At 72.2% G+C, this 20,164-nt stretch carries 17 protein-coding genes and 1 pseudogene; 12 read left to right on the top strand and 6 right to left on the bottom strand.

The window, feature by feature from the left end; genetic code table 11:
• Positions 1-171: 171 nt before the first annotated feature.
• The 5 genes from aroH (at position 172) to der (ending at position 4,653) form a co-directional block, all read left to right on the top strand.
• On the top strand, positions 172-534 hold the full coding sequence (gene aroH / locus CNQ36_RS07545; RefSeq protein WP_121545425.1) for a chorismate mutase: 363 nt from the start codon (positions 172-174) through the stop codon (positions 532-534).
• On the top strand, positions 531-1,610 hold the full coding sequence (locus CNQ36_RS07540) for a prephenate dehydrogenase (protein ID WP_121545424.1): 1,080 nt from the start codon (positions 531-533) through the stop codon (positions 1,608-1,610). Before aroH ends, CNQ36_RS07540 begins: the two co-directional genes overlap by 4 nt.
• Before the next feature lie 141 nt (positions 1,611-1,751).
• Complete coding sequence (cmk, locus tag CNQ36_RS07535) at positions 1,752-2,438, top strand: (d)CMP kinase (protein ID WP_121545423.1); 687 nt, start codon at positions 1,752-1,754, stop codon at positions 2,436-2,438.
• Positions 2,435-3,082 carry a lysophospholipid acyltransferase family protein gene (locus CNQ36_RS07530; protein ID WP_121545422.1) on the top strand — a complete coding sequence of 216 codons (648 nt, stop codon included), beginning with the start codon at positions 2,435-2,437 and terminating at the stop codon, positions 3,080-3,082. The genes cmk and CNQ36_RS07530 overlap by 4 nt, the downstream gene beginning before the upstream one ends.
• An 80-nt stretch (positions 3,083-3,162) precedes the next feature.
• Positions 3,163-4,653: a ribosome biogenesis GTPase Der gene (der, locus tag CNQ36_RS07525; protein WP_121548391.1), complete on the top strand. Its 1,491-nt coding sequence runs from the start codon at positions 3,163-3,165 to the stop codon at positions 4,651-4,653.
• Between the two features lie 62 nt (positions 4,654-4,715).
• On the opposite strand, the gene CNQ36_RS07520 is transcribed toward der, so the two are convergent.
• The gene (locus CNQ36_RS07520) at positions 4,716-5,120 is read right to left on the bottom strand and encodes a hypothetical protein (protein WP_121545421.1); all 405 of its coding nucleotides are present in this window, start codon (positions 5,118-5,120) and stop codon (positions 4,716-4,718) included.
• 87 nt (positions 5,121-5,207) lie between these two features.
• A complete protein-coding gene (locus CNQ36_RS07515) occupies positions 5,208-5,990 on the bottom strand; it encodes a hypothetical protein (protein ID WP_121545420.1) in 783 nt (260 codons plus the stop codon).
• Positions 5,991-6,412: 422 nt separating this feature from the next.
• On the opposite strand from CNQ36_RS07515, the gene CNQ36_RS07510 reads away from it, so the two are divergent.
• Complete coding sequence (locus CNQ36_RS07510; protein ID WP_121545419.1) at positions 6,413-7,453, top strand: helix-turn-helix transcriptional regulator; 1,041 nt, start codon at positions 6,413-6,415, stop codon at positions 7,451-7,453.
• On the opposite strand, the pseudogene ctaD reads toward CNQ36_RS07510, so the two are convergent.
• Positions 7,338-9,023, bottom strand: a pseudogene (gene ctaD / locus CNQ36_RS07505) (aa3-type cytochrome oxidase subunit I); the annotation flags it as partial. The gene CNQ36_RS07510 and the pseudogene ctaD overlap by 116 nt on opposite strands.
• Before the next feature lie 424 nt (positions 9,024-9,447).
• On the opposite strand from ctaD, the gene CNQ36_RS07500 reads away from it, so the two are divergent.
• Positions 9,448-9,663: an I78 family peptidase inhibitor gene (locus tag CNQ36_RS07500; protein ID WP_121545418.1), complete on the top strand. Its 216-nt coding sequence runs from the start codon at positions 9,448-9,450 to the stop codon at positions 9,661-9,663.
• Between the two features lie 67 nt (positions 9,664-9,730).
• Here the strand turns inward: CNQ36_RS07500 and CNQ36_RS07495 are convergent, their stop codons facing one another.
• The gene (locus CNQ36_RS07495; RefSeq protein ID WP_121545417.1) at positions 9,731-10,735 is read right to left on the bottom strand and encodes a phosphatase PAP2 family protein; all 1,005 of its coding nucleotides are present in this window, start codon (positions 10,733-10,735) and stop codon (positions 9,731-9,733) included.
• A 237-nt stretch (positions 10,736-10,972) separates the two neighbouring features.
• Positions 10,973-12,226 carry a glycosyltransferase family 39 protein gene (locus CNQ36_RS07490; RefSeq protein ID WP_121545416.1) on the bottom strand — a complete coding sequence of 418 codons (1,254 nt, stop codon included), beginning with the start codon at positions 12,224-12,226 and terminating at the stop codon, positions 10,973-10,975.
• Positions 12,227-12,490: 264 nt separating this feature from the next.
• Between CNQ36_RS07490 and CNQ36_RS07485 the strand changes: the two genes are divergently transcribed.
• Together CNQ36_RS07485 and CNQ36_RS07480 are read left to right on the top strand one after the other, a co-directional pair.
• On the top strand, positions 12,491-14,101 hold the full coding sequence (locus CNQ36_RS07485) for an MFS transporter (protein ID WP_121548390.1): 1,611 nt from the start codon (positions 12,491-12,493) through the stop codon (positions 14,099-14,101).
• Positions 14,102-14,212: 111 nt separating this feature from the next.
• Complete coding sequence (locus CNQ36_RS07480; RefSeq protein WP_387914347.1) at positions 14,213-15,397, top strand: acyl-CoA dehydrogenase family protein; 1,185 nt, start codon at positions 14,213-14,215, stop codon at positions 15,395-15,397.
• 36 nt (positions 15,398-15,433) lie between these two features.
• Here CNQ36_RS07480 and CNQ36_RS07475 read toward each other — a convergent pair whose 3' ends face one another.
• Positions 15,434-15,871 (bottom strand): cell division protein SepF, encoded by a 438-nt coding sequence (locus tag CNQ36_RS07475; protein ID WP_004933240.1) that lies wholly within the window; start codon positions 15,869-15,871, stop codon positions 15,434-15,436.
• A gap of 292 nt (positions 15,872-16,163) precedes the next feature.
• Here CNQ36_RS07475 and CNQ36_RS07470 point away from each other — a divergent pair, with 292 nt between their 5' ends.
• From CNQ36_RS07470 to CNQ36_RS07460, 3 genes are all read left to right on the top strand, one after another.
• Complete coding sequence (locus tag CNQ36_RS07470; protein ID WP_084828251.1) at positions 16,164-17,333, top strand: DUF5685 family protein; 1,170 nt, start codon at positions 16,164-16,166, stop codon at positions 17,331-17,333.
• A 332-nt stretch (positions 17,334-17,665) separates the two neighbouring features.
• The gene (locus CNQ36_RS07465; protein ID WP_121545414.1) at positions 17,666-18,571 is read left to right on the top strand and encodes a S1 family peptidase; all 906 of its coding nucleotides are present in this window, start codon (positions 17,666-17,668) and stop codon (positions 18,569-18,571) included.
• A 482-nt stretch (positions 18,572-19,053) separates the two neighbouring features.
• On the top strand, positions 19,054-20,136 hold the full coding sequence (locus CNQ36_RS07460; protein WP_121545413.1) for a S1 family peptidase: 1,083 nt from the start codon (positions 19,054-19,056) through the stop codon (positions 20,134-20,136).
• Positions 20,137-20,164 lie beyond the last annotated feature (28 nt).

The raw sequence follows: 20,164 nt of genomic DNA, 5'->3' as shown, positions 1-20,164 counted from the left end.
ACCGGGAGGGTACGCGGCGGCGCACGTCCGGAGGACCGGAATTTCCTCCGCCGGGGCCGTCGTACGGGCGTATCGGCTGTCTCAGCGGACGAACACCCGGAGCCGCCCCCGCCCGGCCTGACTACGCTGGACGACCGAACAGCCTGCAGCACACCAGCAAGGAGCATCGTCGTGGCGGTACGCGCGGTCCGGGGGGCCGTCCAGTTGGAGCGGGACGAGGCCGGACACATGGAGGAGCAGGTCGGCGCCCTGCTCACCGCGATCCTGGAGCGCAACGGACTGCACACCGACGACCTGATCAGCCTCTGGTTCACGGCCACGCCCGACCTGCACAGCGACTTCCCGGCCGCCGCCGCCCGCAAGCTCGGCATCGTCGACGTCCCGCTGATCTGCGCCCAGGAACTGGACATCGAGGGCGCCATGCCCCGCGTCGTCCGGGTCCTCGCGCACACCGAGTCCGACCGGCCCCGCGCCGACGTCGCGCACGTCTACCTCGGTTCCGCGGCCGCCCTGCGCAAGGACATCGCCCAGTGAGGACCGCCCTCGTCATCGGCACCGGACTCATCGGCACGTCCGCCGCGCTCGCCCTGACCGGACGCGGTGTCACCGTCCACCTCGCCGACCACGACCCGGAGCAGGCCCGTACGGCCGCCGCGCTCGGCGCCGGCACCGACGAGGCCCCCGACGGGCCGGTCGACCTGGCGATCGTCGCAGCCCCGCCCGCCCACGTGGCCGACGTGCTCACCGAAGCGATGCGGCGCGGCGCGGCGCGCGGCTACATCGACGTCGCCAGCGTCAAGGGCGGACCGCGCCGTGAGCTCGAGGCGCGCGGCCTCGACCTGTCCGCCTACATCGGCACCCACCCGATGTCCGGCCGCGAGAGGTCCGGCCCGCTGGCCGGCACCGCCGATCTGTTCGAGGGCCGCCCCTGGGTGCTGACCCCGACCCGCGACACCGACACCGAGGTGCTGAACCTCGCCCTGGAGCTGGTCTCCCACTGCCGCGCGGTGCCGGTCGTCATGGACGCCGAAGCCCACGACCGTGCCGTGGCCCTCGTCTCGCACATGCCCCACCTGGTGTCCAGCATGGTCGCCGCGCGCCTGGAGCACGCCGAGGAGGCCGCCGTACGGCTGTGCGGGCAGGGCATCCGGGACGTGACCCGCATCGCCGCCTCCGACCCGCGGATGTGGATCGACATCCTCTCCGCGAACCCCGGGCCGGTCGCCGACCTGCTCACGGACGTCGCCGCCGACCTGGAGGAGACCGTGCGCGCCCTGCGCGCGCTGCAGTCCTCCGACGAGGACAAGCGCCGCGAGGGCGGCTCCGGCATCGCGGACGTGCTGCGCCGCGGCAACGCCGGCCAGGTCCGGGTCCCCGGCAAGCACGGCTCCGCGCCGCGCGTCTACGTGACGGTGCTCATCGACGACCAGCCCGGCCAGCTGGCCCGCATCTTCGCGGACGCCGACCGCGCCGGCGTCAACATCGAGGACGTCCGGATCGAGCACGCCACCGGACAGCAGGCCGGTCTGATCCAGCTGATGGTGGAGCCCAAGGCGGCCCCGGTCCTCACCGCCGGGCTGCGGGAGCGGGGCTGGGCGATCCGCCAGTGACGGCCCGGGGCCGGGGTGGCCCGTCCCCCGAGGGGCCGGATCGTCCGCTTGTCGGAGGGGTCCCGGGGGGCCGGTAATCTGGTGCGGGGCGTGTCCGCGCCCCGCACACACCACTCCACCGCACCAGGAAGGTGTTCCCCCGTGGAAAACGGCGCCGCCCAGCCCGTGATTGTCGCCATCGACGGCCCCTCCGGCACGGGCAAGTCGAGCACGTCGAAAGCCGTGGCGGCGCAGCTCGGCCTGAGCTACCTGGACACCGGCGCCCAGTACCGGGCGATCACCTGGTGGATGGTGACCAACGGCATCGACATACAGGACCCGTCCGCGATCGCCGCCGTCGCCGGGAAGCCGGAGATCGTCTCGGGCACGGACCCCAAGGACCCGACGATCACCGTCGACGGGACCGACGTGGCCGGGCCGATCCGCGGACAGGACGTCACCTCCAAGGTCAGCGCGGTCAGCGCGGTCCCCGAGGTGCGGGCCCGGATCACCGAGCTGCAGCGGTCCATCGCGGCCTCCGCGGTCACCGGCATCGTCGTCGAGGGCCGTGACATCGGCACCACCGTGCTTCCCGACGCCGACCTGAAGATCTTCCTGACCGCCTCCGCCGAGGCCCGCGCGGCCCGCCGCAGCGGTGAGCTCAAGGGCGCCGACCTGCACACCACCCGCGAGGCCCTGGTCCAGCGGGACGCGGCGGACTCCAGCCGGAAGACCTCACCGCTGGCCAAGGCCGGCGACGCCGTCGAGGTGGACACCACCGAGCTGACCCTCACGCAGGTCATCGAGTGCGTCGTCACCCTCGTCGAGGAGAAGCGGGCGGGGAAGTGACCGACGTCCCATCGGTGCGGGGCGCCGAGGTCGGCCGGCGCATCGGCGTCGGCCTGATGTACGGGCTGTGGAAGCCGCGAGTGCTGGGCGCCTGGCGGGTGCCCACGGCCGGCCCGGTGATCTTCGCCGTCAACCACTCCCACAACATCGACGGCCCGATGGTCATGGGCGTGGCGCCCCGGCCGACGCACTTCCTGATCAAGAAGGAGGCGTTCGTCGGCCCGCTCGACCCGTTCCTGAACGGCATCGGCCAGCTCAAGGTGGACCGGACCACCACCGACCGCACGGCGATCTCCCGGGCGCTGGGCGTGCTGGAGCAGGGCGGCGTCCTCGGCATCTTCCCCGAGGGCACCCGCGGCGGCGGCGACTTCGCCTCGCTCCGCGCGGGGCTCGCGTACTTCGCCGTACGCGGCGGCGCGCCGATCGTGCCGGTGGCCGTCCTGGGAAGTTCCGAGCGGCGCGGACGGTTGTTGAAGGGGCTGCCCCCGCTGCGCTCCCGGGTCGACGTCGTCTTCGGCGACCCGTTCGAGGCGGGCGACGGCAGCGGAAGACGTACGCGCAAGGCGCTGGACGAGGCCACCGAGCGCATCCAGAAGCAGCTCACCGCGCACCTGGAAAACGCGAGGCGCCTCACCGGGCGCTGAGCGACACTTGAGTAGTGGACCACCCCCGCACAGGGCGTGGTCCACCGATCACCACGATGAACGACGAGGTAACGGACTTCATGAACGACCACATCCAGCCCGACGGCCCGGACGCGTACGAGGGTGCGCACGAGCACGACCACGGGGCGCTGGGCGATGCCGAGTTCGCGGAGTTCATGGAGCTCGCCGCGGAGGAGGGCTTCGACCTCGAGGACGTCGAGGGCGCCATCGAGGCCGCGGGCCACGGTCCGCTGCCCGTGCTCGCCGTCGTCGGCCGGCCCAACGTCGGCAAGTCGACCCTGGTGAACCGCATCATCGGCCGCCGTGAGGCGGTCGTCGAGGACAAGCCGGGCGTCACCCGCGACCGTGTCACCTACGAGGCCGAGTGGGCGGGCCGCCGCTTCAAGGTCGTCGACACCGGCGGCTGGGAGCAGGACGTCCTCGGCATCGACGCCTCCGTGGCCGCGCAGGCCGAGTACGCCATCGAGGCCGCCGACGCGGTCGTCTTCGTCGTCGACGCCAAGGTCGGCGCCACCGACACCGACGAGGCCGTCGTCCGGCTGCTGCGCAAGGCCGGCAAGCCGGTCGTGCTCTGCGCCAACAAGGTGGACGGCCCGAGCGGCGAGGCCGACGCGGCCTATCTGTGGTCCCTGGGCCTGGGTGAGCCGTACCCGGTCTCCGCCCTGCACGGCCGCGGCACCGGCGACATGCTGGACCAGGTCCTGGAGGCGCTGCCGGAGGCCCCGGCGCAGACCTTCGGCTCCGCCGTCGGCGGCCCCCGCCGGGTGGCCCTGATCGGCCGTCCGAACGTCGGCAAGTCCTCGCTGCTGAACAAGGTCGCGGGCGAGGAGCGGGTCGTCGTCAACGAACTCGCCGGCACCACCCGCGACCCGGTCGACGAGATGATCGAACTCGGCGGCAAGACCTGGAAGTTCGTCGACACGGCGGGCATCCGCAAGCGCGTCCACCTCCAGCAGGGCGCCGACTACTACGCCTCGCTGCGCACCGCCGCCGCCGTCGAGAAGGCGGAGGTGGCCGTCGTCCTCATCGACGCCGCCGACTCCATCTCGGTGCAGGACCAGCGGATCGTCACCATGGCCGTGGAGGCGGGCCGCGCCCTCGTCCTGGCGTACAACAAGTGGGACACCCTCGACGAGGAGCGCCGCTACTACCTGGAGCGGGAGATCGAGACCGAGCTCGGCCAGGTGGCGTGGGCGCCGCGGGTGAACGTCTCGGCGCGCACCGGACGGCACATGGAGAAGCTGGTCCCGGCCATCGAGGCGGCCCTGGAAGGCTGGGAGACCCGGGTGCCGACGGGCAGGCTGAACGCCTTCCTCGGCGAGCTGGTCGCCGCCCACCCGCACCCCGTACGGGGCGGCAAGCAGCCGCGCATCCTGTTCGGCACCCAGGCGGGCACCAAGCCGCCGCGGTTCGTGCTGTTCGCCTCCGGCTTCATCGAGGCGGGCTACCGGCGCTTCATCGAGCGCCGGCTGCGGGAGGAGTTCGGCTTCGAGGGCACGCCGATCCACATCTCCGTGCGGGTGCGCGAGAAGCGCGGCAGGAAGAAGTAGCCCCCGGCGGGCATGGCGAAGGGGCGGTCCCGGACGGGACCGCCCCTTCGCCATGCCCCGGGTCAGGCGCCCCGGCGCGGGGCCGGCGGCAGCCCGGCCGGCACGTGCCGCATCCCGGAGGCGGGACGGCCGGCCGTGCTCACCCGCTGCCACTGCGGCTGGGGCCCGGCGCCCTGACGGCCGCCGCCGGCGCCGTACGCGCCGTTCAGGAGGGAGGCGCCGAACGTGCCCGGGCTGTGCCCGCCGTGCGGGGCCGTACTGTGCGGGATGTCCCCGAAGGCGACGAAGCCCAGTTCCTCCTCGCCGCTGCGGTCACCCGGCAGCGAACGGAAGGACGCGACGTACTCGGTGTAGAGGGCGTCGTAGATGGGCGTGGCCGAGAGGCCGCTCCGGGAGTCCTGTGCCGGCCGCACGGGTGCGGGAACCGAGGCGAGGGACTGGCGGCGGGGAACGTCATATGCGTGCACGTATGTCCAAACGACCCCGTACCGTAAGGGATGCGGCCGTTTTGCGGCTTTCGCCGGTCACTCCGCGACATGGTCCCGCCGGGCCGGTCAGACGCCCGCGAGGGGCAGCGCCGCGGCGACCAGCTTTCCGTTCGCCGCCGCCTTGTCCAGCGCGTCGCGCAGCAGGTCCTCGCGGGGCTGGCGGCCGATCGAGCCGACCGGCGCGGCGAACATCAGCACCTGCTGGTGCTTGTTGGCGGCCGACCGCCAGCCGTCGGTGACCTGGAGCGGCTGGTGCGCCTGCCACCAGGCCACCGGGTGGCCGCCGGCCGGGTTCGGCTGGAGCACGGCGTGCAGCTGGCCCGCGGCGAGCAGCACCGACCAGCCGTGCAGCACCGGCGGTACGGCCGACAGCTCGGTCAGCGGCATGAAGCCCTGCTCGATGAGGAGCGGCAGGAAGTCGTCGCCGGTCCCGAACGAGCCGGGCCGGGCGACCGGCGCGGTCGGCTCGACGACCAGCGCCGGGTGCAACTCCCCGGCGATCAGGACCAGTCCGCTGGTCACCCCGAGCACGGCCTGTTCGGGGGTGACGTCCACGGGCGCGGGCTCCCCGGTGTCACCGCCGATGGCCCGTACGGCCCCCTGGAGCTGTGCCTCGGTGACCTGGACGACTTGCGAGGGCAGGCAGGTGGCGTGGGCGAAGGCGAGAACGGCGGTCTCGTCCCCCACGAAGAGGACGGTGCTGGTGCGCTCCTGCTCCGGGTGGCCCGGGGTGCGGCATGAGGTGCAGTCGTAACTGCCCGGGGCGGAATCTCCGGCGAGCAGGCGGGCTGCTTCTTCGTCGCCGATCTCGGCGCGTACCTCGTCGCTGACGTCGAGCATGCGCGGCACGGGTGGCTCCCTGGGGATGCGGTGCGTGGCGAGGCCGGGTGGCTCCCGGCCCGTGGTCCGGGCGGGTCCCCGGCTCATGCAGAAGACAACGGGCTACCGGTGGCGGGAGTCACGCCCCGGAGCGAACGGAATCGAACCAACCGGCGCACCCGGTGGGACCGCACGCGGAATCTGCTCCTCACCGTCAACTCCCCGTGTATCGGACGGTGTTGCCCGGGTGCGGCGACTCGTTTCACGACCCGCGCCCTGGTCGACAAATCCCGAAATCGGCGAATGAAGGGGGTGACCGAAAATCGCCCCTGTTCGGCACCCGTCGGACACCTCCGGGGGCCCATGGCCGTCGTCGGGAGGTTCGCCCACGAACCCCGGGGTCCGCGCGGTCGAGGACAGTGGCTGTCCGCGACGGCTGGCAGACTCGCCCCATGTTGGAGACCTCGGCACGCCTGCTGCGTCTGCTGTCCCTGCTCCAGGCCCACCGCGAGTGGTCCGGCCCCGACCTGGCCGACCGGCTCGGGGTCAGCGCCCGCACGGTGCGCCGGGACGTGGACCGGCTGCGCGAGCTCGGCTACCCCGTCAACGCCAGCCCCGGCACCGGCGGCGGCTACCAGCTGGGCGCGGGCGCCGAACTGCCGCCCCTGCTGCTGGACGACGAGGAGGCGGTGGCCGTCGCCGTCGGACTGCGCACCGCCGCGGGGCAGGGCGTCGAGGGCATCGGGGAGACCTCGGTACGGGCCCTCGCCAAGCTGGAACAGGTGCTTCCGGACCGGCTGCGCCGTCGGGTCGGGGCCCTGAACGCGTTCACCGTGCCGATGCTGCGCGGGCCGGGCCCGGACGCGGTCGACCCGGCCGTGCTGACCGAACTGGCCCACCTCTGCCGGGACGCCGAGCGGCTGCGGTTCGAGTACCGGGGCCACGACGGCACGCCGAGCCGCCGCACGGTCGAGCCGCACCGCCTGGTGTGCTCCGAGCGCCGCTGGTACCTGGTCGCCTGGGACCTCGGCCGCGAGGACTGGCGCACCTTCCGCGTGGACCGCATCGCCCCCCGGCCGCCGCACGGGCCGCGTTTCGTCCCGCGGGAGCCGCCCGCCGAGAACCTCGCCGCCTACGTCTCCCGGGGCGTCTCCACCCGCGCCTACGCCAGTCACGCCGTGGTCCGTCTGCTGGCGCCCGTCGAGGAGGCCGCCGAGCGGATCTCACCCACCGCGGGGACGCTGGAGCCGGAGGGCCCGCACAGCTGTCTGCTGCGGACCGGGGCCGCGAGCCTCGACGTCATGGTGATCCACGTGATGCTGCTCGGCTTCGACTTCGAGGTGCTGGAACCGGCCGGGCTGATCGACGCGGTCAGAACGGCTCACGACCGGCTTGCTCGCTCGCTGGCTCGGGCTGCGGCGTCACCGCCGCGTACTCCGGATGGTGCAGGTCGAACGCCGGCGACTCCGAACGGATCCGGGGCAGCGTCGTGAAGTTGTGCCGGGGCGGCGGGCACGAGGTCGCCCACTCCAGGGAACGCCCGAACCCCCAGGGGTCGTCCGTGTCGACCTTCTCGCCGTACCTGGCGGTCTTCCAGACGTTGTAGAGGAACGGCAGCGTGGACATGCCGAGGAGGAAGGCGCCGATGGTGGAGACGGTGTTCAGGGCGGTGAAGCCGTCCGCCGCCAGATAGTCGGCGTAGCGGCGCGGCATGCCCTCGGCGCCCAGCCAGTGCTGCACCAGGAACGTCATGTGGAAGCCGGTGAACAGGGTCCAGAACTGGATCTTGCCGAGCCGTTCGTCCAGCATCCGCCCGGTGAACTTGGGCCACCAGAAGTAGAACCCGGCGAAGGTCGCGAAGACGACGGTGCCGAAGACCACGTAGTGGAAGTGGGCGACCACGAAGTACGAGTCCGTCACGTGGAAGTCCAGCGGCGGCGACGCCAGCAGCACCCCGGTCAGCCCGCCGAACAGGAACGACACCAGGAACCCGGTCGCCCACAGCATGGGCGTCTCGAAGGACAGCGAGCCCTTGATCATGGTGCCGGTCCAGTTGAAGAACTTCACTCCCGTCGGCACCGCGATCAGGAAGCTCATGAAGGAGAAGAACGGCAGCAGCACGGCGCCGGTGGCGAACATGTGGTGCGCCCACACCACCACCGACAGTCCCGTGATGGCCATGGTGGCGCCGACCAGCGTCAGATAGCCGAACAGCGGCTTGCGGCTGAAGACCGGGATGATCTCCGTGACGATCCCGAAGAACGGCAGCGCGATGATGTAGACCTCGGGATGGCCGAAGAACCAGAACAGGTGCTGCCACAGGATCGCCCCGCCGCTCGCGGCATCGAAGACCTGTGCGCCGAACCGCCGGTCCGCCTCCAGCACCAGCAGCGCCGCCGCGAGCACCGGGAACGCCAGCAGGATCAGGATCGACGTGAACAGCGTGTTCCAGGTGAACAGCGGCATCCGGAACATCGTCATACCGGGGGCGCGCATCCCGATGATGGTGGTGATGAAGTTGACCGCGCCGAGGATGGTGCCGAAGCCGGACAGCGCAAGACCCATGATCCACAGGTCCGGGCCCAGGCCGGGCGAGTACTCCATGCTGTTCAGCGGCGCGTAGGCGAACCAGCCGTACGCCGCCGGCCCCCCGGTGACCACCAGCGATCCGAGCACGATCAGCCCGCCGAAGAGGAACAGCCAGTACGAGAGCATGTTCAGCCGGGGGAAGGCCACGTCGGGCGCACCGATCTGCAGCGGCATCAGCTCGTTGGCGAAACCGGCGAAGCTGGGGGTCGCGAACAGCAGCAGCATGATCGTGCCGTGCAGGGTGAACAACTGGTTGAACTGCTGGTTGTCGACGATCTGCAGTCCGGGCCGGGCCAGCTCGGCGCGCATCACCAGCGCCATCACGCCCGCGATCAGGAAGAACACGAACGACGTGATCAGGTAGAGGTGGCCGATCTTCTTGTGGTCGGTGGTGGTCAGCCAGTCGATCACCAGCTGCCCGCGCCGCTGCACGCCCGCCGGCGGCGTCGCCGCCCGCACGGTCTGCGTCCCCATCGCTCGCCCCTTCGCTCCACGCGCGCCGGGCCCCGGGAGCCCGCGCCACCGATACCTCCGGGCCCACGCCATGATGCTCGACCCCGCCCGTCCCCGACAGAGGACAGGGGCGGGTCGTGTGGTGGACACGAGTATTTTCTGTGCGCATCCGGCCGTCCGGCGACGCGCTGCGACGAAAAGGAAATGGGGCCCCGGAAGTACTTCCCCGGGCACTTTCCGCCGGGGTTAATCGCGGCAGTGGTGTGACACGCGGAAATCACGTTCGAATGCCTGCGGAAGAGGTACGGAACCGCCCGTCCGGGTGACGGCGACCGTCACCCACGGCTGTCGTGATCCTGTGACAGAAGTGTGACCGCGGGGGGATCCGGCCGGGTGTTCCCGGTGCGGGGTTCCCCGCTTCCGGGTCAGGGCATAGCGTGACCGTATGGCACCCATTCCCACACCCCCGGCGGAACCCCACGACAGCCCGGACGCCTATGTCGGCCTCGCCGCGGACCGGGCCGAGCACCTCGCGCGGGAGCGCGGCTGGCCGACGGTGCGGGCGCTCCCGCCGGGCGCGATCATCACCATGGAGTACCGCGCGGGCAGGCTGAACTTCGAGGTGAAGGACGGTCTGGTGGCACGCGCCTGGAAGGGCTGACACACGCCACGGCCCCGGTTCCGACAGGGAACCGGGGCCGTGGCATGTGCGGTGGACGCTCCGCCCGTCAGGGGCGGGTCACGGGCGTCGTGCCGCGCGGGTGACGCTCCGGGTGCGGCGGGCGGCGGCTGCCGGCCGGCGTGACCGGGGAGCGCTCCGCGCGGGTGGTGTGCGGTCCGGGCGCCAGATAGGCGGGCGGCCGGGAGGCCGGACGGCCAGTGGGAACCGGGTCGGGCGCCGCGTCCGCACGGTCGGTGAGCGGCCTGAGCACGACGGGCCGGCCGACCGGCCCTCCGGCCGGCACCGCGCCGCGCCTGCGGTCCCGCCAGCGGGCGCGCAGATCGAAGATCCGCTCCTCCGCGCGGGCGATCAGCGGCTCGAACCAGGGCAGCGCGAGCAGGATCAGCAGGCCGGCGATCCAGCCCAGGACCACGTCGCTCAGCCAGTGCGTCCCGATGTAGACGGTGGACAGCCCCACGCCGAGCGAGGTCACCGCGGACACGGCCGACAGCCAGCGGCGGGCTCTCGGGGTGGAGGCCAGATAGGCCAGGATTCCCCAGGTCACCACGGCGTTGGCGGTGTGGCCGCTGGGAAATATATCGCCGCCGAGCCACATCTCGTTCGAGCCGATCTCGGTCGCGTAGTGCGGTCCGAGGCGCCCCATGCCGTACTTGGCGGCACCGACGGTGACGTTGAGCAGCAGCAGGGAGACGCCGAGGGCGAGCAGCGGACGCAGGGTGTGCTGCCGCCAGGAGCGCCAGCCCAGCCAGGCCGCGACCATCACGGCGGTGGGGCCGCGCTGGCCGAGCACCACGTAGTAGTCGACGAAGGCGTGGATCTCGGACCACTGCTGGTAGGGGCGGAAGAACATCACCTGCCAGTCCAGCCGGACCAGCCAGGAGGTGATCAGCACGGCCCACACGATCGCCAGATAGCAGACCAGGGCGGCGCCGAACAGCACCACCCGGTGCCGGCTCATTCGCGGCACGCCGATGTGAGCCGGCCGCTCCGGCTCACGATCCAGCCTCGCGAACACCCGGTCCAGACGGGTGGGCTTCCGTTCGGTACGCACCCAATCGACGTTACAGCGAGTGAGTGCGGAACCCCGTCGAATCAGCGGCTTTGTGATGACGATGTGATGTGGCATTCCTCTCAGGAAGGCCTTTATCGCGGATGAATCCGCAAACCCCGGATGCCGTGGACTTCAATTCCTTTGATCATTCCGGGGGAGGGTTTTATCGCGCTTATGAATTCGTTCACCGGGGGCTGGCGCGGAATTTCCCCGGCGCTCATCGGCCGTTCGGGCGGATCACGGCGGGCCGGAGCCGTTCAGCCAGAAGGCGCCGTACACCGCCGAGGCCGCCGCGACCGCCGCCACGACCGCGGCCGACCTGGGCGTACGCAGCCGGGCCAGTGCCAGGGCGAGGGGCAGCAGCAGGGGGAAGGCGGGCATCAGAAGCCGCGGTTTGGAGCCGAAGTAGCTCGACGCGCACAGGGCGAGCGCGGTGACGACCCCGGTGTACACCAGCAGCGGGAGCGGCTGGCGCCGCCGTACGCAGACGACGTACAGCCACACCACGAGGCCGACCCCGGCCACCAGCCCCAGACCCGCCAGGGCGGACGGGAACGACGTGAACCTGCCGGCCACGAAGCGGGCGAAGGCGTAGCCCCCGTCGAACCCGTTCCGCCATCCGGCCTGCACGTCGAGATATCCCAGCGGCCCGCCGCCGGTCCGGTGCCCGACCCACAGGACGTAACCGGCTGCTCCCAGGGGCGCGAGGAGCATGCCGAGCGCCCGGCGCAGGCGCACGCCGGGTGCATCCGGTCCGACGCGAGCGCCCTCCGGTGCCCGGACGCGCCGGTCGGCCGGGGGAGCACCGGCGCGTTCCGCGTCCCGCGCGCCGTGCTCCGGCGCCACGCTGCGGTCCCGCACGAAAGAGGCGGCGCCCGCCGCCCACACCGCCGCCACCACCGCCAGCCCCACCGGCCGGGTCAGCCCCGCGAGGCCCGCCAGGACGCCCGCCGTCACCCAGCGGCCGGTCAGCACGGCGTACAGCGACCACGCGGCGAGCGCGGTGAACAGCGATTCGCTGTACGCCATCGACTGCACGATCCCGACCGGCAGCACCGCCCACAGCAGCACCGCGCACACCCCGGCCCGGGGCCCGTACACGTGGTCGGCCACGGCGAAGATGCCCCAGGCCGCGGCGAGCGAGGCGAGCAGGGCGACCGCGAAGCCTGCGTCGGCATACGACAGCGGCGACACCGCCGCCCCCAGCTTCTCCAGCCACGGCAGCAGCGGGAAGAACGCCAGGTTGGAGTGCACGTCGCCGTTGGGCAGCCGCACCTCGTAGCCGTACCCCAGCTCGGCCACCCTCGTGTACCAGAGGGAGTCCCAGCGGGCGGTCAGCAGTGTGTACGCGTCCTTGCCGCGCGCCCCGCTCCACAGGGCCAGCACCGCCAGCCCCAGGGCGCGTACGGCGGCGTACCCCAGGAGCGCCGGGGCGGCCCGGCGCAGTGCCCCGGGCCGGGCCGGGGCGAGGCGCGTGTCGAGATCGTTCACCCGCCCGATTATCGACGCCGGGCGGAACCGGCAGGCCCGGCGGGGGAGCGGGCCGCGGCGGGGAAGTGGTGTACGCCACACGGATCGGCCCCGGCAGTGAGAGGTCCGCCACTCGACCCCGGCTCCCACTCGCGTACTCTGACGTGTCACTCGCCGTTCGTTGCGCGGGCCGGAGACCACCGCTCCTCTCCGGCCGAGTCGCGGGGGAGTCCCCACCCCCGTGAGCCCGCCGGTCGCGAGGGAACAGCTGGGAGGTACGTGTACATGTCCGGGACGACCACGGCCGCCGCCGCTTTGCGCCGTCGGGCGGCCGGGGCCGGTGCCAACCGCTGGGCGGTGCTGGTCGTCCTCTGCGCCAGCCTGCTGCTGGTCGCCGTGGACGCCACCGTGCTGCACGTGGCGGTCCCCGCCGTCACGGAGGACCTCAGGCCCGGCGCGATGGAGCTGCTCTGGATCGTCGACGCCTACCCCCTGGTCTGCGCCTCGCTGCTGATCCTCTTCGGCACCCTGGGCGACCGGGTCGGCCGCAGACGCGTCCTCCTGCTCGGCTACACCCTGTTCGGCGTCGCCTCCGCGGTGGCGGCCCTCGCGGACAACGCCCAGGTGCTGATCGCGGCACGGGCGCTGCTCGGCGTCGGCGGAGCGATGATCATGCCGGCGACGCTGTCGATCCTGCGCCAGGTCTTCCCGGACCGGCGCGAGCGCGCCCTGGCCATCGGCGTCTGGAGCGCGGTCGCCGCGGTGGGCGCGGCGGCCGGCCCGCTGCTCGGCGGCTTCCTGCTGGAGCACTTCTGGTGGGGCTCGGTGTTCCTGGTGAACATCCCGCTGATGCTGGTCAGCCTCCCGGTCGGACGGATCCTGCTGCCCGAGTCGAAGGGCGACAGCGACGGCCCCTGGGACGTGACCGGCGCGCTGATGGCGGCCGCCGGACTGTTCGCGCTGGTCCTCGGAGTGAAGCGGCTCGGCGGCGGCGAGGCCGCCGGCAGCCCGTGGACCGTACTGCCGCTGCTCGTGGGCGCCGGGCTGCTGGCCGCGTTCATGCGCCGGCAGCGGCGCCGCACGCATCCGCTGATCGACCTGCGGATGTTCGCCCGGCCGGCGTTCAGCACCTCGGTGGGCTGCATCGTGCTGGCGATGCTCGCGCTGGTCGGCCTGGAACTGATCGCCGCCCAGTACCTCCAGCTGGTGCTCGGGCTCTCCCCGCTGGAGACCGGACTGCGCCTGCTGCCGCTGACCGTCGCGGCGATGGCGGCCGGCCTGGCGGGCGCGCGGATGCTGCGCCGGTTCGGCCCGCGCCGCATGGTCTCCGCCGGCTTCTGTCTCACGGCCGCGGCGGTGGTGCTGCTGACCGGCATGGGCGGCCGGGACGACTGGCCGCTGCTGCTCGCCGGTTTCGTCCTGCTCGGCTTCGGCCTGGAGACCACGCTGTTCGGGGCGTACGAGTCGATGCTCAGCGAGGCGCCGCCGGAACAGGCCGGCGGGGCGGCCGCGATGGGCGAGACCTCCTACCAGCTGGGCGCCGGCATAGGCATCGCGCTCCTCGGGAGCGTGATGAACGCGGCCTACGCGCCCGGCCTCACCGGTGTCGCGGGGGTGCCCGCGTCGGCCTCCTCGGCGGCCTCGCACTCACTGGGGGAGGCCTACGAGGTGGCCGACCGGCTCGGCGGGCCCGCCGGTGCCGCCCTGCGGCACGCCGCGCGCCACTCCTTCGTGCACGGACTGCACGTGACCCTGCTGGTGAGCGCGGGTCTGCTGCTGGCCGGGGCGGCGATAGCGCTCAGACTGCCCCGGACGATGCAGTGCGAGACGCCGGCCGCCGAGGTGCCCGCGCAGCGGGAGGCCGTGGAGCCCCGCGCCGCCGGGGTGAAGGTGTGAGCCACGCCCTCCCGGCCCGGGGTGGACGCGCGGAAGACCGCGCCGTAGCGTCGCCCCAGTCTGACTAGCACCGCTAATCAACGGTCCCGGAGCAACCCCCGGAGGGTGCCCATGTCCGCGAAGCCGCCCGCCTTCGACCCCGCCGACCCCCTCGGCCTCGACGACCTGCTGGAGCCGGAGGACCTGGCCGTGCGGGACACCGTGCGCACCTGGGCCGCCGACCGCGTCCTGCCGTACGTCGCCGACTGGTACGAGAAGGGCGAGCTGCCCGGCATCCGGGAACTGGCGCGGGAGCTCGGCGGGATCGGCGCGCTCGGCATGTCGCTCGACGGCTACGGCTGCGCGGGCGCGAGCGCCGTGCAGTACGGGCTGGCCTGTCTGGAGCTGGAGGCGGCCGACTCCGGCATCCGCTCCCTGGTCTCCGTGCAGGGCTCGCTCGCCATGTACGCCGTCCACCGGTTCGGCAGCGAGGAGCAGAAGCGGCACTGGCTGCCCCGGATGGCCTCCGGCGAGGTCATCGGCTGCTTCGGGCTCACCGAGCCCGATCACGGCTCCGACCCCGGCTCGATGCGCACCCACGCCAAGCGCGACGGCGGGGACTGGGTGCTCAACGGGCGCAAGATGTGGATCACCAACGGCTCCGTGGCCGGCGTCGCCGTGGTGTGGGCGCGCACCGACGAGGGGATCCGCGGCTTCGTGGTGCCCACCGACGCCCCCGGCTTCTCGGCTCCCGAGATCAAGCACAAGTGGTCGCTGCGCGCCTCCGTCACCAGCGAGCTGGTCCTCGACGACGTACGGCTGCCCGCCGACGCGGTGCTGCCGGAGGTGACCGGGCTCAAGGGGCCGCTCGGCTGTCTCTCGCACGCCCGGTACGGGATCGTCTGGGGCGCCATGGGCGCCGCGCGGAGCTGCTTCGAGGCGGCGGTCGACTACGCGAAGTCGCGGGAGCAGTTCGGGCGGCCGATCGGGGGCTTCCAGCTGACCCAGGCCAAGCTCGCCGACATGGCGGTCGAACTGCACAAGGGGTTGCTGCTCGCCCACCATCTGGGGCGGCGGATGGACGCCGGCCGTCTGCGTCCCGAGCAGGTCAGCTTCGGGAAGCTCAACAACGTCCGCGAGGCGATCGAGATCTGCCGGACGGCGCGGACGGTCCTCGGCGCCAACGGAATCTCGCTCGAGTACCCGGTGATGCGGCACGCGACCAACCTGGAGTCCGTGCTCACCTACGAGGGCACCGTCGAAATGCACCAGCTCGTGCTGGGCAAGGCACTCACCGGACTCGACGCCTTCCGGTGAGCCCGCGCGGGGGCGGGGCCGGTGGGCGGCCCCGCCTCAGCTCTGGTTGAAGAAGCCGTCCGACCGGTGCGCGGCCGGCTCACCGCTGACCACCTCGGTGTCGGCCGGGCTGAGCAGGAACACCCGGTTCGACACCCGCTCGATGGAGCCGCGCAGACCGAAGATCAGGCCCGCCGCGAAGTCGACCACGCGCTTGGCGTCGCCGGCGTCCATGGCCGTGAGGTTCATGATGACGGGAACGCCCTCGCGGAACAGCTCACCGATGGCGCGGGCGTCCCGGAAGCTGTCCGGGGTGACCGTGCCGATCCGGCGGCCCCTCTCCTCGGCGACGTCCGCGGCCACCTTGACCCGCGGATCGGTGACCCAGGCCTCGCCGGGCTCGGTTCCGTCGGAGTAGTCGTCGTCGTAGTAACGCTCGTCTTCGTTGTCGTCGACGAGGCCAAGCCAGGCACTCGCCTTGCGTACCGATCCCATGGACGCCTCCTCTCACAGCGGTCTTTATCTGCTTCGCGCATCCCTATGGTCGTCCATGATGCGGACGTCGCGCCAAGTGGATAGACGCCGCGCGGGGGGTTTGTGACGGTACTGGTGCACAGCTGATCCGTCGAGAGTCCGGGTTTCCCAAGGGTCCTGGTGTAAACGGCTGCTGACTGTGAGTGAAATATGATTCTTCCCGGCGTACGGGTGATGAGGGGTGCGTACGGGTGAACGCGCCGGCCGGTACGATGCCGCCGCTCGACGTCGTACAACTGCACGGGGGAATGTCGTGTTCGGAATGGTCAGGCCGTGTCGGCACCGGCTCGGGGAGAAGCTCACCGCCCAGTGGATGGCCCATTTGTGCGGGCTCTGCCTCGCGTTGCGCGGGGACCACGGGCAGCTCGCGCGGATCGTCACCAATTACGACGGGCTCCTCATCTCCGTCCTGACGGAGGCTCAGTCCGCACGCCCCGACGACGGGCGGCGCACCGCGGGACCCTGCCCGCTGCGCGGGATGCGCACCGCCTCCGTCGCGCACGGTGAGGGCGCGCGGCTCGCGGCGGCCGTCTCCCTGGTGCTGGCCTCCGCCAAGGTGCGCGACCATGTCGCCGACGGTGACGGGCTGCTGGCGCGCAGGCCGGTGGCGCTCGCCGCGCGCCGGGTCGCGGCGGGCTGGGACCGGGCGGGGGCGCGGACCGGCGCCGACATCGGGTTCGACACCGCGGTCCTCGTCGACGCCGTGGACCGGCAGACGGGCATCGAGACCCTCGCCGGGCCCGGCACGCCGATCCTCACCGTCACCGAGCCGACCGAGACCGCCACTGCGGCGGCCTTCGCGCACACCGCCGTGCTGGCCGGCCGGCCGCGCAACGCCGTGCCGCTCGCGGAGGCCGGACGCCTCTTCGGGCGCCTCGCGCATCTGCTGGACGCGGTGGAGGACAAGGACGCCGACGCCGCCTCGGGCGCCTGGAACCCGCTCGCCGCCACCGGGACGCCGCTCGAGGAGGCCCGCCGGCTCGCCGACGACGCGGTGCACGGCATCCGGCTCGCGCTGCGCGAGGTCGAGTTCGCCGACGGCGGTCTCGCGCACCGGCTGCTCGTCCATGAACTCCCCAACTCCGTCAACCGCGCCTTCGGTACGGTCTCCTGTGCCCACGGATCCCATCCCTACGCGCCTCCCGGTGCTCCCGGTGGCCCCGGCGCCCCGATTCCTCCCGGGCCGCCGCGCCGCGACCGGCGCGGGCTGCTCGCCGGCTGCGCCGTGTGGCTGGGACTCGCCTGCACCTGCCAGCTGTGCTGCGGCACCTACGACGACCCCTGGAGCCGCGAGCCCAAGCAGGGGCCCTGCACCAACTGCGACTGCAGCGGGTGCGGCGACTGCTGCAACTGCTGCGAGTGCTGCAACTGCTGTGGTGAGGACGGTTGCTGCAGCGGCTGCGACTGCGGCTGCGACTGCTGACCGGGAGCCGGACGGAGCCGGGCGGACCGCCCGGAACCCGGCTAATCGGAGGGGCGAATTCCGGACAGCGGGTGAAGTGGTCGATCAATCGTCACGCAGGTGTGACCACCAGTAACGCTGACCCGCGGGCGGATCAAATCTCCTAGATGGTTCAAAGGTCGACGGCCAAAAGGCACCCTTGCGCCGAACGGTCGGTCGGCCGAATACTCGCTTCCCACAGCGCTTGTCAGGGGCACGGCGTGTTCGGAATCCGGGCATCCGTCTCCCTGGCTGCGCCTCACGGGCCCACAACCCCACGAGGGCCCCCTACTTCCTTTGTGGAGGAACGAGAAGTGAGGATCAAGCGCACCACCCCCAGCAGCGGCATCTCGAGACGGACTCGGCTGATCGCCGTATCCACCGGCCTCGTGGCCGCCGCCGCGATCGCGGTCCCCAGCGCGAACGCGTCCGACGCTCCCACCACCTTCAGTTCCGCCGAGCTCAAGAGTGTGAGCGGCTCGGTGCTGAAGGCCGATGTCCCGGGCACCGCCTGGGCCGTCGACAGCAAGACCAACCGGGTGCTCGTCACCGTGGACAGCACCGTCTCCCAGGCCGAGATCAACAAGATCAAGCGGCAGGCCGGGGACGACGCGGGCGCGATCACCGTCAAGCGCACCCCGGGCAAGATCAACAAGCTGATCCAGGGCGGTGACGCCATCTACGCGAGCAGCTGGCGCTGCTCCCTCGGCTTCAACGTCCGCAGCAGCAGCGGCGTCGAGTACTTCCTGACCGCCGGTCACTGCACCGACGGCGCGGGCACCTGGTACTCCAACTCCGCGCGCACCACGGCCATCGGCTCGACCGCCGGCTCCAGCTTCCCGGGCAACGACTACGGCATCGTCCGGTACACCGGCTCCGTCAGCCGGCCCGGCACCGCCAACGGCGTGGACATCACCCGTGCGGCCACCCCGAGCGTGGGCACCACCGTCATCCGTGACGGCTCCACCACGGGCACCCACAGCGGCCGGGTCACGGCGCTCAACGCGACCGTGAACTATGGCGGCGGCGACATCGTCTCCGGTCTCATCCAGACCACGGTCTGCGCCGAGCCCGGCGACTCCGGCGGCGCGCTCTACGGCAGCAACGGCACGGCGTACGGTCTGACCTCCGGCGGCAGCGGCAACTGCTCCTCCGGCGGCACGACCTTCTTCCAGCCGGTGACCGAGGCCCTGAGCGCCTACGGGGTCAGCGTCTACTAGGACCGGGTGCCGGGACCGGCCGCACCTCCGGTTCCGCGAGTCTCACCGCAGCCGGCAGCACCACGAGCCCCCGCACGGCAACCGCCGTGCGGGGGCTCGCCCTTGCGCGTGGCGGCGGTCGCGCGACCGGTGCGAAAGCAACGTCCGCCCGCCGCGGCCCGGTTCGATCCGGACCGGGAGGGGGCGAATTCAAGCCAAGGGTGCGGGGCGCCGACCGTACCGCCTGTTACCCCTCCGTAGCGTTTGCAGAATGAACGGCCCTGCGTGTCCATGACCTGTCAGGACATAGGGGGCGCACGGCCGTTGTCGTACGCGCGTCCTGAAGTCGACCTTGTGTGCTCCCCGCGGCGTTCGGAAGAGTAGGCGCCGTTCGACCGGCACGGGCGTGGCTTCTTTCGTGTTCCGCCCCCGTCGCCGTACGCCTTCCGGTCCGGCGGGGTCCCCACAACCTCCCGGGCCGTCCCCCCACAGGAGGACGTGAGTTGAAGCACCGACGCATACCCAGGCGCCGTGCGGTCATGGCGGGTGCGGGCATCGCCGCGCTGGCCGCGGGCGCGGCCACCTTCCAGACTGCGAACGCCAGTGAGCCGCCGGCGGACGCCGCCCCCCGGACCCTCTCGGTCCAGGCGGCCGGAAAGCTCGCCTCGACGCTCGCCCAGGACCTGGGCGCCGACGCGGCGGGAACGTACTACGACGCGAAGAGCAAGTCCCTCGTGGTGAACGTGCTCGACGAGGCCGCCGCCGAGACCGTCGAGTCGGCCGGCGCCGAGGCGAGAGTCGTGGCGAACTCCCTCGCCGCGCTGAAGGGCGCGCACACCACCCTGAAGCAGGACGCCACCATCCCGGGCACCTCCTGGGTGACCGACCCGACCACCAACAAGGTCGTCGTCACCGCGGACCGCACGGTCTCGGAGGCCGAGTGGGCCAAGCTGACCAAGGTCGTCGACGGGCTGGGCGCCAAGGCGGAACTCCAGCGCACCGAGGGCGAGTACAAGCCCTTCGTCGCGGGCGGCGACGCCATCACCGGCAACGGCGGGCGCTGCTCGCTCGGCTTCAACGTGACCAAGGGCGGCGAGCCGCACTTCCTCACCGCCGGGCACTGCACCGAGGGGATCTCCACCTGGTCCGACTCCTCGGGCAGCGTGATCGGCGAGAACGCGGACTCCAGCTTCCCGGGCGACGACTACGGTCTGGTCAAGTACACCGCCGACGTGGCCCACCCGAGCGAGGTGAACCTCTACGACGGCTCCACGCAGGCGATCTCCGGCGCCGCCGAGGCCACCGTCGGCATGCAGGTCACCCGCAGCGGTTCCACCACCCAGGTGCACTCCGGCACGGTCACCGGCCTGGACGCCACCGTGAACTACGGCAACGGCGACATCGTCAACGGCCTGATCCAGACCGACGTCTGCGCCGAGCCCGGCGACAGCGGCGGCTCGCTCTTCTCGGGCAGCAGCGCGGTCGGCCTCACCTCCGGGGGCAGCGGCGACTGCACCTCGGGCGGCGAGACCTTCTTCCAGCCGGTGACGGAGGCCCTGTCGGCCACCGGTACGCAGATCGGCTGAACGCACCCCCTTCACGGACGTCCCGTTC

It is taken from the genome of Streptomyces fungicidicus, assembly GCF_003665435.1.
In the GTDB taxonomy this organism is placed as follows: domain Bacteria; phylum Actinomycetota; class Actinomycetes; order Streptomycetales; family Streptomycetaceae; genus Streptomyces; species Streptomyces fungicidicus.
This window is presented reverse-complemented; position numbering and strand designations above follow the sequence as displayed.